The 11868-nt window shown below is 66.4% G+C and carries 9 protein-coding genes; 5 read left to right on the top strand and 4 right to left on the bottom strand.

Features of this window, described 5'->3' with window-relative positions; genetic code table 11:
• Nucleotides 1-40 precede the first annotated feature (40 nt).
• The 5 genes from glpB (at nt 41) to ptsH1 (ending at nt 5953) form a co-directional block, all read left to right on the top strand.
• The gene (gene glpB / locus NKF06_RS10370) at nt 41-1309 is read left to right on the top strand and encodes a glycerol-3-phosphate dehydrogenase subunit GlpB (protein WP_253245330.1); all 1269 of its coding nucleotides are present in this window, start codon (nt 41-43) and stop codon (nt 1307-1309) included.
• Nucleotides 1306-2616 (top strand): anaerobic glycerol-3-phosphate dehydrogenase subunit C, encoded by a 1311-nt coding sequence (locus NKF06_RS10365; protein WP_058827333.1) that lies wholly within the window; start codon nt 1306-1308, stop codon nt 2614-2616. Before glpB ends, NKF06_RS10365 begins: the two co-directional genes overlap by 4 nt.
• Before the next feature lie 361 nt (nt 2617-2977).
• A complete protein-coding gene (gene glpK, locus NKF06_RS10360; RefSeq protein WP_058827334.1) occupies nt 2978-4510 on the top strand; it encodes a glycerol kinase GlpK in 1533 nt (510 codons plus the stop codon).
• 3 nt (nt 4511-4513) lie between these two features.
• A complete protein-coding gene (locus NKF06_RS10355; RefSeq protein WP_253245328.1) occupies nt 4514-5578 on the top strand; it encodes a hypothetical protein in 1065 nt (354 codons plus the stop codon).
• 99 nt (nt 5579-5677) lie between these two features.
• A complete protein-coding gene (gene ptsH1, locus NKF06_RS10350; RefSeq protein WP_253245327.1) occupies nt 5678-5953 on the top strand; it encodes a phosphocarrier protein HPr in 276 nt (91 codons plus the stop codon).
• Between the two features lie 102 nt (nt 5954-6055).
• Here the strand turns inward: ptsH1 and dhaM are convergent, their stop codons facing one another.
• The 4 genes from dhaM to ileS form a co-directional block, all read right to left on the bottom strand.
• Complete coding sequence (gene dhaM, locus NKF06_RS10345) at nt 6056-6442, bottom strand: dihydroxyacetone kinase phosphoryl donor subunit DhaM (RefSeq protein WP_058827337.1); 387 nt, start codon at nt 6440-6442, stop codon at nt 6056-6058.
• Complete coding sequence (gene dhaL, locus NKF06_RS10340) at nt 6439-7137, bottom strand: dihydroxyacetone kinase subunit DhaL (protein ID WP_058827338.1); 699 nt, start codon at nt 7135-7137, stop codon at nt 6439-6441. Before dhaL ends, dhaM begins: the two co-directional genes overlap by 4 nt.
• Nucleotides 7138-7250: 113 nt before the next feature.
• Nucleotides 7251-8249 (bottom strand): dihydroxyacetone kinase subunit DhaK, encoded by a 999-nt coding sequence (gene dhaK, locus NKF06_RS10335; RefSeq protein ID WP_058827339.1) that lies wholly within the window; start codon nt 8247-8249, stop codon nt 7251-7253.
• 180 nt (nt 8250-8429) lie between these two features.
• The gene (gene ileS, locus NKF06_RS10330; protein WP_253245326.1) at nt 8430-11561 is read right to left on the bottom strand and encodes an isoleucine--tRNA ligase; all 3132 of its coding nucleotides are present in this window, start codon (nt 11559-11561) and stop codon (nt 8430-8432) included.
• Nucleotides 11562-11868: the final 307 nt, after the last annotated feature.

Here is an 11868-nt window from a genome sequence, read left to right as displayed (position 1 = left end):
CTCGACGACCGCGCGAGCGACGACGCGCTCGGAGGTGCCGATGGCGATAACTGACGACGTGCTCGTCATCGGCGGCGGCATCGCCGCCTGCACGGCCGCGCTCTCGGCGGCGGAGACGGGCGCTCGCGTGCGCCTGCTCGCCCACAAGAAGAGCACGCTCCGACAGGCCAGCGGCCTCGTCGACGTGCTCGGTTACGCCGGCGGCGACGGTCCACTCTCGGACCCCTACGCCGGTCTCGACGCGCTCCCGGAGGGCCACCCCTACCACATCGTCGGCGAGGACGGCGTTCGCGCCGGCCTCCGCATCTTCGACGAGGCGGTCGGCGACGCCTACCGAGGCGGTCACACGGACTCGAACGCGCTCGTGATGACCCACGGCGGCGCGGTGAAACCGACCGCTCGGTACCCCGAGTCGGTCGCGCCCGGTCTCGCCAGCACCTCCGGCGACATGCTTCTGGTCGGCTTCGCGGGCCTCACGGACTTCGATGCGCCCGTCGCGGCCGACCACCTGACGGCCGCCGGCGTGCCGTTTTCGGCCCGCGGCGTCACCGTGGAGTTCCCCAAGCGGTTCCGCGCCGACGCGAAGGTGACCCGGTTCGCCAAGGCGCTCGACCGCGACGAGGACGTGAACGGCGGCACGGTCCGTTCCGTCCTCGCCGACACCGTCGCCGAGGAACTGGACGGCGAATCGCGCGTCGGCTTCCCGGCGATGCTCGGCGACGACCACGACGAGGAGGTCCGCGCGGAGCTCTCGGACCGCCTCGGCGTCTCCGTCTTCGAGGTGCCGACCGGGCCGCCGAGCCTGCTCGGGCTCAAGCTCGAAGACATGCTGTTCGACGCGCTCGACGAGGCGGGCGTCCGCATCTCGGCGGGTAACCCGGCGGTTGACTTCGAGGCCGACGACGGCCGCGTCGAGACCGTCATCGTCGACCAGAAGAGCCGACCGACGCCCTACTCGGCCGACCAAGTCGTCCTCGCGACGGGCGGCCTCGTCGGCAAGGGCCTCGACTCCGACCGAGAATCGGTCACAGAGCCCGTCTTCGGCTGTCACGTCCCGCATCCCGAGGACCGCTACGACTGGTCCGAGCCCGAGGCGTTCGGCGACCACGCGTTCGCGCGCTTCGGCGTCGTCCCCGACGACGAACTCCGGCCGACCGACGAAGACGGCGAACCGCACTTCGAGAACCTGCGCGCCGCGGGCGGCGTTGTCGGCGGTGCCGACGTGGCGCGCGAGAAATCCGCGAGCGGCGTCTCCTTGGCGACGGGTGCCGTCGCCGGCCGACTCGCGGGCGAGGAGGCAACCAGATGAGTGACGCAGAATCCCCAGGCAACCCGACTTTGACCCCCGACGCACAGACAGACGACTTCGAGGCCGTCGAGGTGTTCCCCGACAGCACCGACATGGACCTCCGTCCCGGTGCGGACAACTGTTACAAGTGCACCGCCTGCGACGTGTCCTGCCCGGTCGCGGAAGTCGACGACGAGTTCCCCGGGCCGAAGTTCCAAGGGCCGGAGCAGTGGCGGCTCAAGCGCAAGGAAGACGAGGCCGTCGACGACTCAATCATGTCGTGTTCGAACTGCATGCGCTGTGACGACGCCTGTCCCTCGGGCGTCCCGCTCAGCCAGATGCACAACACGGCCCGCGGCGAGTACGTCGACGAGGAGATGGACAAGCTCTCACGGGAGTACATCCGCAACCGCATCCTCGCCAACTACGGCACGCTCGCCCAGTTGGGCAGCATGTTCCCGCGGCTGGCGAACGCCGTCATGGGCAACTCGGTCGTCCAGCGGATAAACGAGAAGGTGCTCGGCATCACGGCCGAGCGCGACTTCCCCGAGTTCGCCACCCAGACGTTCCGCGAGTGGTGGAACGAACGCGGCGGCCCGCAGGTCCGCTCCGAGGAGAAACGCGTCGCCTACTTCCACGGCTGTTACTCCAACTACAACACGCCCGAGGTGGGCAAGGCGATGGTCCGCCTCTTCGAGTCGTTCGGCTACGAGGTCGTCGTCCCCAAACAGCGCTGTTCGGGGACGCCGATGTTCGCAAACGGCATGCTCGACGACGCAAAGCGCGCCGCCGGCATCAACGTCGAGAACTTCGCGGGGCTCATCCCCGAGGGCTACGACATCATCGCGTCGTGTACCTCCTGTTCGATGTCGCTCCGTCAGGAGTACCCCGAACTGTTCGATATCGACGGCATCGAGGACCTCTCGGCGCACACCTACGAGGCGCTGGAGTACCTCCGCATCCACGAGGACCTCGAAAGCGCGGTTCGCGAGGCCTCGGTCGAGGACCAATCGTTCGCGTACCACGCGCCGTGCCACGGCCGCAATCAGGGGCTCGACCGACAGGCGGTCGAGCTGTTCCGCCAGCTCGACGGCGTCGAAATCGAGGACGTTGGCGATTCTTGTTCCGGTATCTCCGGCACCTACGGCTGGAAAGAAGAGAAGTACGACAAGTCGATGCAGATCGGCGCGGACATGTTCGACCACATGGAGCACGCCCAGGGGAACGTCGGCATGACCGAGTGTCCAACCTGCTCGATGCAGATGGAACACGGTACTGGGTACGACATCAAACACCCGCTCCAGCTCCTCGAAGAGGCGCTGGTCTGACGCGCGCACGGCTGACGAACGCCATCGTTCGAGCGCCGGACCACTCGAACGGCGTCGCGCTCGGCGCGCGCGCCGATTCGACGGCGACTTTCCGGTGATTGTTGCTCATTAATCGCCGTATTTTGCCGCTATCGGACCGATCGAGATGTTATATCCGACAGTATCTGTCCTTGATTAAAAGTGCCGAAAAAGTGTCCGTGTGAAATAAGAAACCGAGTATTTCGGCATTAGAAGCGCCATAATCCGTAATTGGCCCTCACAATATACGAGGCAGTAGTAAAGAAACATTTATCATATAATTTGTACACGTTTGTAGTGGTAGGACTCTCACACCGAGGGTTCGTATCGAGGTTGGTTAGAAATGTCAGGAGAAACTTACGTCGGTGCCATCGACCAAGGTACCACAGGCACGCGGTTCATGGTGTTCGACCACGACGGCAAGGTGGTCGCCAACGCCTACGAGAAGCACGAACAGATCTACCCGGAGCCCGGTTGGGTCGAACACGACGCAAACGAGATTTGGGAGAACACGAAGGAGGTCATCGACGCGGCGCTCTCGAGCGCCGGCCTCGACGCCGAACAGTTGGAAGCCATCGGTATCACGAACCAGCGCGAGACGACGCTCATCTGGGACCGTGAGACCGGACAGCCGATTCACAACGCAATCGTCTGGCAGGACCGTCGGACGACCGACCGCATCGAGACGCTCGAGGCGGACGGCAAGACCGACGACGTGCGCGCGAAGACGGGCCTCGAACCCGACGCGTACTTCTCCGCGACGAAAGCCGAGTGGCTGCTGGACAACTCCGACCCCATCAAGCTCCAGCGCTCCCGGCCCGAAGACATCCGAGACCGCGCCGCCGACGGCGAACTCGCCTTCGGGACCATCGACACGTGGCTCATCTACAATCTGACGGGGAACCACATCACGGACGTGACGAACGCGTCGCGGACCATGCTGTTCAACATCCACGACATGGAGTGGGACGACGAACTCCTCGACGAGTTCAACGTCCCGCGCGAACTCCTCCCCGAGGTCCGCCCGTCGTCCGACGACGACCACTACGGCGAGACCGACGCGGACGGCTTCCTCGGCGCGGAAGTCCCCGTCGCCGGCGCGCTCGGCGACCAGCAGGCCGCGCTGTTCGGCCAGACCTGTTTCGACGCCGGCGACGCCAAGAACACCTACGGTACCGGCTCGTTCATGCTGATGAACACCGGCGACGAGGCCGTCATGTCCGAACACGGCCTCCTCACCACCGTCGGCTTCCAGCGCACCGGTGAGCCGGTCCAGTACGCCCTCGAAGGCTCCATCTTCATCACCGGCGCGGCAATCGAGTGGCTCGAAGACATGACGCTCATCGACAACGCCGGCGAGTCCGAGAAGCTCGCTCGGTCGGTCGAGTCCACCGACGGCGTCTACTTCGTCCCCGCGTTCACGGGCCTCGGTGCGCCCCACTGGGACCAGCGCGCCCGCGGTACCATCGTCGGCATGACCCGCGGCACCCGCCGCGAGCACATCGTCCGCGCGACGCTCGAATCCATCGCGTTCCAGACGCGCGACGTCGCCGAAGCGATGCAGTCCGACAGCGACATCGACCTCTCCAGTCTCCGCGTCGACGGCGGCGCGGTCAAGAACAACTTCCTCTGCCAGCTCCAGTCGAACATCCTCGACACGGAAATCGTCCGCCCGCAGGTCGACGAGACGACCGCGCTGGGCGCGGCCTACGCCGCCGGCCTCGCCGTCGGCTACTGGGAGACGCTCGACGAACTCCGCGAGAACTGGCAGGTCGACCGCGAGTTCGCCCCGAAAGACCCACAGAACGTCGAAGCACGCTACGGCCGCTGGAAGGAGGCCGTCGACCGCTCGCTCGACTGGGCACGGGAGGAGTAACTCGTGTTCGAAGCATTCGCACTCCAGATTCCGGTCATCGGCGTCAGCGCCGAACGGTTCGTCGTCCTCCTGCTCGCGGCGTTCGCGGGCGGGATGTTCGGTGCGGCCATCGGCGCGCTGCCGTCGTTCATCTTCACCGGCTTCGTCGTGCTGCTCGGCGAGACGGCGGGCGTCGTCATCCGACAGTTGGAAGGTGCCGACCTCGTCACCGCTGGCGAACTCGGCACGGGCATCACCGGTAGTATCGGGTTCGGCCCCTTCGTCGGCCCGCACATCGCCTTCGCCGGCGGTGTCGCCGCCAGCGCCTACGCGGGCAAGCGGTACGCCGACATGAATCCCAGCGAGGGCGGCTACCACTTCGGTAAGGACATCACGTACGCCTTCGGTACGCAGCCCGACATCCTCGCCGTCGGTGGCCTGTTCGGCGTCCTCGGGCTCCTCATCTCCCGCGTCGCGGGGGGTATCGGCCTCCCGCTCGACAGCGTTGCGCTGTCCGTCATGACGACGGCGTTCATCGCGCGCATCGCCTTCGGCTACCCGCTCATCGGCTCGCCCGCCGGCAGCGGCCTCCTCGACATGTCGCCGTTCGAGAAGGGAACGATGCGCGGCGACGGGAGCGGACGGCCCGCGACCGAACCGTGGCTCCCCCACCAGTACAAATGGGTCAACATCGTTGTCATCGGCCTCGGAGCCGGTATCCTCGGCGGCTGGACGTGGCTCATTACGGAGAGCTTCTTCCTCGCCTACGGTATCTCCGCGGCCAGCCTGCTGTTCTTGAACCTCGGCGTCGAGAAGATACCCGTCACCCACCACATCACCCTCGGTGGGTCGGCGTTCGGAGCCGTCGCCGCGCCGATGGTCGGCGGGAGCGAACCGCTCATCATCGTCGCCGCCGCGTTCGGTGGACTCATCGGAGCGCTTCTCGGTGAAGTCACCCAGCGTATCGCCTACGCACACTCCGGGACCCACGTGGACCCGCCGGCGATGTCGATTACCATCTACTCGCTGCTCATCGGCGTGCTGTTCCTGCTCGGGGCGATCCCCAACGCGGCGTACCTCGGGCTCTAACCGCCCGAACGCCTCCGGCCCCGCACACGTCGTTCACGATTTTTCTGCGCCGCGTTCCGCAACCGGTAGCGATAACGCTCCGCAGTCGATATCCGACGTATGGAACGCATCGTCGCCGTCGTCCCGAAAGACGGCCTGCACGCTCGTCCCGCCTCCCAGTTCGTCGAGACCGCGAACTCCTTCGACGCCGACATCCAACTCGGCCGCGCCGACGAGGACGACCTCGTCCCCGCCGCCAGCATGCTCGCCGTCACCGGCCTCGGCGTCGGCCACGGCGAGGAGATTCGCCTCGTCGCCGAGGGCGACGACGCGGAGGCCGCGCTCGACGCGCTCGAAGCAGTGCTCTCGACGCCCGAAGCCGGCGACGAAGAGTAAAACGAAACAGAACAAAAGCAGGAACTGCGGGCCGCCGCGTCGCGCGGCGATCTCTTTTCTGATCGGATCGATGGCTCGGAAACCGGGTCGACCGCCGACCGGTCAGTTCAGCTTCCGGTAGTCGCGGGCGTCCTCGGCGCGCTCGACGACCGAGTCGAGCGTCGCCTTCTTGCTCGTCGTCTCGACGGCCGCGTTGAGCGTCCCCTCCAGAATCGGCGCGTCCGCGATGACGGCCTCGGAGTCCATCGCCATCTCGATGGCGAGTTCCGCGTTCATCACGGCGCTGCCGAGGTCGACGAGGACGACGACGCCGTCGCCGTCGTCCGCCTCCTCGATGCCCTCTCGGATGCGGTCCGGCGAGGTGCCGATGCCGTCTTCGTCGCCGCCGGCGGGAACGATGCGGGCGTTGCCGCCGCCCATCTGCGCGGCGACCTCAGCGATTCCCTCTGCCGCCTTCGCGCTGTGCGAGACGACGACGAGGCCGATCATTCGTCTCTCCCGACGGCGTCTTCGGCCCGGGCGTCGCGGTCGATCTCACCGTCGAGGTATTCTTCGGCCGTTTCCAGTAGTTCTTCGAGGATGAACAGCGTGCTCGTCGCGCCGGGGTCCTGATGGCCGACAGAGCGCCAGTCGAGGAACGATGCGCGGCCCTTCATCGCCTTGATGGGGACGGTGAATGCGACACCCCGCTCGGCCGCGTCGACGGCCTTGGCGAGGGCTTCGAGCGGCGGGAGGTCGTCCTGCTCGACTGACTTCTTGTAGGTGTGGACGGCGGGGACGAGCGCGTCGACCATCGTCTTCGCGCCGACCTGCGCACCGCCGCGGTCCTTGACCTTGTTGAGGTACGCCTCCGCGAACGCCACCGAAGTCTCGGCGGTGATGCCGTCTTCGAGTTCCTGACTGGCGAACATGATAGAGCCGCCGTAGAGGGGCCCGGAAGCCCCGCCGACGTTCGAGATGAGCGTCGTCCCGACGTTCTTGACGACCTCGTTCGGCTCCATCTCGGCGAACTCCTCGCGCTTGTCGGCGGCCTTGCCGAAGCCGCGTTCCATGTTCGCGCCGTGGTCGGCGTCGCCGATGGCGGAGTCGAGGTCCGTGAGATACTCCTTCTCCTCGGCGAGGCGCTCGGCGACGTTGTCGAGCGCGTCCAGCACCGCTTCGCGTTGTGTCTCTGCGTCAGCCATGGCTGTCCTTCGTCGGCCTGTCGTTAATCCCTTGTCCCGCGGGACTGTTCTGCCGCGAAAAATCGGTGGACACGTCGGGAGCCGACCCGAGAGCGCTCGGTGGGCGTCGCCGCTTACTCGGTGACGGTCAGGCCGGGCGTCTCCGCGGGCGCACCGAGCAGTTCCTTCAGTTCGTCGTCGACGCGGAGCACGGAGACCGAACAGCCCATCATGTCGAGCGAGGTCATGTAGTCGCCGACCCACGCGTCCCACGTCTCGATGCCCCGGTCGCCGAGGATGGACTGGAGCTTGCGGTTGACGATGTACAGCTCCGAAAGCGGCGTGCCGCCCATGCCGTTGACCATCGTCACGACCTCCTCGCCCTCGTCGAGTTCGAGGTCGTCGAGGACGTTCTCGGTCAGGTGTTCGGTTATCTCGTCGGCGCTCATGACGTCGGCGCGCTCGGTGCCCGGCTCGCCGTGGATGCCGATGCCGAGTTCGATTTCGTCCTCGCCGAGGTCGAACGTCGGTTCGCCCTTCTCCGGGGTGACACAGGAGGTGAGCGCCATCCCCATCGTCCGCACGTTGTCGACGACCTTCTCTGCGACCGCTGTGACCTCGCCGAGGTCCCCGCCCGCGGCGGCCTTCGCGCCGGCGCACTTGTGGACGAAGATGGTGCCCGCGACGCCGCGACGGCCCGACGTGTACAGCGAGTCCTCGACGGCCACGTCGTCGTTGACGACGACCTGCTCGACCTCGACGCCTTCCATGGCGGCCATCTCGGCGGCGGTGTCGAAGTTCATCACGTCGCCCTCGTAGTTCTTGACGACGCAGAGGACGCCCTCGCCCGCGTCCGTGGCCTGAATCATCTCGTTCAACTGGTCGGCAGTCGGCGAGGTGAACACCTCACCCGCCGCCGCGCCGTCGAGCATCCCCTCGCCGAGATAGCCCGCGTGCGTCGGCTCGTGACCCGACCCGCCGCCGGAGACAACCGCGACCTTCCCCTCGACCGGCGCGTCGTCGCGGACGAGGACGTTCGTGCCGTCGAGCCGGCGCAGTTCGGGGTGCGCCGCGACCATCCCGTCGAGCATCTCGTCTACGACCGCTCCGGGTTCGTTGATGAGTTTCTTCATGACTCACCGTCCATCACGTTCGATAAGGTCAAAAGTGTTGGTCAGCCGGAAGTCGAAGCCGGCGTCGTCTGCGAAAAATCGGGTCACATCACCCCCGATTTCACGGGGGTCGATGGCGGCCGAGTATCGGTCGGCGTGCCAACCGACGCGCCGACCAGCGGTTGGGGGGCGCGAGCCGTCTCAGTCGAGTTGCGTGACCGCGATGGTCACCGACACGTCCTCGACGTCCCACGTCTCGACCGTCTCGCCCTCGGCGCTTCCGAGGTCGAACTCGCGGGCGCGGACCTCCTCGGCGATGAGGTCGCTGTTCTCCTCGACGAAGCCGGCGACGCGCTCGTCGTCGACCGCGAGCGACACGTCGATTTCGGCCTCGACGTCGAGGTCGAGCTGTTTGCGCATCTCTTGGATGCGGCGGATGACGTCGCGGGCGTAGCCCTCGGATTCGATGTCGTCGGTGAGTTCGGTGTCGACGTAAACCGTGCCGCCCTCGAAGTCGGCTCCGGTGACGTGTTCCGGGGGCTCCGCGCGGTACGAGACCATCTCGTCGGTGAGGTCGTACGTCTCGCCGTCGACTTCGACGCCGGACTCGACTTCGGCGCGCGAGAGGCCTTCGACGGCCTCCATGATTTTCTGGGCGTCAGCGCCGAACTCCGGCCCGATGACGCTCATCTGCGGCTCTGCGGTCTCGACGAGTTCGTCGAAGACCTCGACGACCTGCACGTCGCGGGTGTTCACGCGCTCCGCGAGGAGGTCCGAGAGGGCTTCGACCGCGTCGGCGACCTCGGCGTCTTCGGACTCGACAACGATGCGCGAGACGGGCCAGCGGAGCTTGCGGCCGCCGAGTTGGCGGGCGTGCGCCGCGGCCTCCTCCACGTCGCGGAGGACGGCCATGTTGGCCTCCAGTTCCTCGTCGCGGCGGTCCTCGTCGGCCTCGGGGTACGACAGCATGTGGACGGACGTTTCCGAGCCGTCGAGTCGCTGGTACATCCGTTCGGCCATGTAGGGCGCGTAGGGCGCGATGAGCCGGATGGACTCCGAGAGCACCGTCGAGAGCGTGGCGTACGCGCCGAGCTTCGACGCCGAGTCCTCCTCGTCCCACATGCGCTCGCGGATGGCCTTCACGTAGAAGCGCGACACGTCCTTCGTGATGAAGTCAAGAAGGGTGTTGAGCGCGGTGGAGACCTCGTAGTCGTCCCACGCGTCGGCCATCTCGGCCTCGACGGTCTGGAGCCGCGAGAGCACCCACTCGTCGACGACGGTGAGTTCGCCTTCCGAGAGGTCTGCCTCGGCGGGGTCGTAGCCGTCGAGGTCCATGTACGGAAGCGGGAAGCGGAAGACGTTCCAGAAGATGTTGAGCGTCGACTGGGTGTCGGCGAGGCCGTCCCACTCGAACGAGAGGTCGACGCCCTGCTGGTCGTGGCTGAGGAGGTATGCACGAAGCGGGTCGCGGCCGGCGCGGTCGATGGCCTCCTCAGGCGTCACGATGTTGCCGACGGACTTCGACATCTTGCGGCCGTCCTTGTCGTTGGCGAAGCCGTGCATGATGACCTCCTTGTACGGCGACTCGCCGGTCGCGGCGGTGCCCATGCCGAGTTGCGACCAGAACCAGCCGCGGGTCTGGTCGTGCGCCTCGATGATGAGGTCGGCGGGCCACAGCTCGTCGTACGCCTCCGTCTCGCCGGGGAAGTCGAGGGTGCCCCACGTGGCGACGGAAGAGTCGATCCACACGTCGAACACGTCGGGGACGCGCTCGTAGGTCACGCCGTCTTCGGTGATGGTGATGGGGTCCACCGAGGGCCGGTGGAGGTCCACCGTCTCGGGGTCGATATCCTGGTCGGCGCGCTCGGCGAGTTCCTCGCGAGTGCCGACGACAATCATCTCCTGTGCGCCCTCGGCGTCGGCGTCCTGCGGGACCCAGATGGGAAGCGGGATGCCCCAGTAGCGCTGGCGGGAGACGTTCCAGTCGGGCGCGTCGCTCACGAAGTCGCGGAAGCGGTTGTCGCGGGCCCACTGCGGGTGCCACTCGGACTCCTCGATGTTGTCGAGGAGCTGTTCTTTCACGTCAGTAACCGTGATGAACCACTGGTCGGTGGCGAGGAAGATGATGTCCGTATCACAGCGCCAACAGTGGCCGTAGCGGTGGTCGTGTTCGCCGGCGTGGAGCAGGTGGCCGAGTTCGTCGAGGTCCTCGATGACTTCCGGGTTGGCGTCGCGGACGAAGGTCCCCGCGTAGTCGCCGCCCTGCTCAGTGAACTCACCTTTGTCGTCGACGGGGACGAACACGTCTAAGCCGAGTTCCTGCCCGCGGGCGAAGTCTTCCTGACCGTGACCGGGCGCGGAGTGGACGAGGCCCGTGCGGTCGGCCTCGACGTAGTCGGCGGTGTACACCTGTCCCGCGCCCTCGAAGTCGGCGTACTCGGCGACGACGCCGTCGAGCGGGTGGTCGTACTCCCAGCCGACCATCTCCTCGCCCGTGACCTCCGAGAGGACCTCGTAGTCCTCGTAGCGGCCCTTCTTCAGAACCTCCTCGACGCAGGGTTCGGCGAGGTACAGCACTTCGCTCTCGCCGTCCTTCTCGGCGCGGACCTCCTGATACGTCATCTCGCCGTCGACGGCGACGAACGTGTTGGCGGGGATGGTCCACGGCGTCGTCGTCCAGATAACGAGGTTGCCCTCGCGTCCCTTCAGCGGGAACTTGACGTAGATAGAGGGCGAGGTGATTTCGTCGTACTCGACCTCGTTGGCCGCGATGGCGGTCTGACAGCGCGGGCAGTAGTTGACGCTCCGCTTGCCCTGTTCGACGAGTCCGTTTTCGGCGACCTTCGAGAAGGCCCACCACGCGGACTCCATGTACTCCGGAGACAGCGTCTGGTAGGGGTTGTCCCAGTCCATCCACGCGCCGATGGACTGGAAGTCCTCGTCCATCGCCTCGCGGTTGCGGACGGCGAACTCCTTGCACTTCTGGATGAACTGCTCCATGCCGAACTCCTTGATGTCGCGCTTCGAGGTGAAGCCGAGTTCCTCCTCGACTTTGACCTCGATGGGGAGACCGTGCATGTCGTAGCCGGGGCGGTCCGTGACCTGATGCCCCGTCATGCGCTTGTGCCGGATGACGGCGTCTTTCAGGGTCTTGTTCCACGCCGTGCCGAGGTGCATCTGGCCGGACGTGTACGGCGGGCCGTCGACGAAGAAGAACGACGGGTCGTCGGCGTGTGCCTCCTTCGTCGCCTCGTACGCGTCGTTCTCGTCCCAGTACTCGCCGACGACGGACTCCACGTCCGACGGCGTGTACTGGTCTGCGATGTCTTCCATACCCCGTCCTTCTCGTGGATATATATCAAAACGGCGGGTCTGGTCCGCGTCGGCGGGACGTGCCGCCGGGTCAGACTCAGACACGGCAGACCCTCCGCTGTCGATTGGCTACTGGTCGCTGTCGATACGCCTGTCGGGTGTGGGTCGTGTGTCGCTCCATGTTGGGTTCCGGTGGTCGTGGTCACACCGGACGGGAGACCGCTGTCGCTCGGAAGTCGATACGGGCGGGAGTCGAGGATGAGTGAGATGCGAGGCTACTGCCCCGCAATAATGGGCGACGGGGCGACGATCGAGCGCCGTGACTGGC

Origin of the sequence: Haloferax sp. AB510 (assembly GCF_024136985.1) — an archaeon.
Lineage (GTDB): Archaea > Halobacteriota > Halobacteria > Halobacteriales > Haloferacaceae > Haloferax.
Note: the sequence above shows the minus strand (reverse complement) of the source record. Positions and strands in the feature narration are given on the sequence as shown.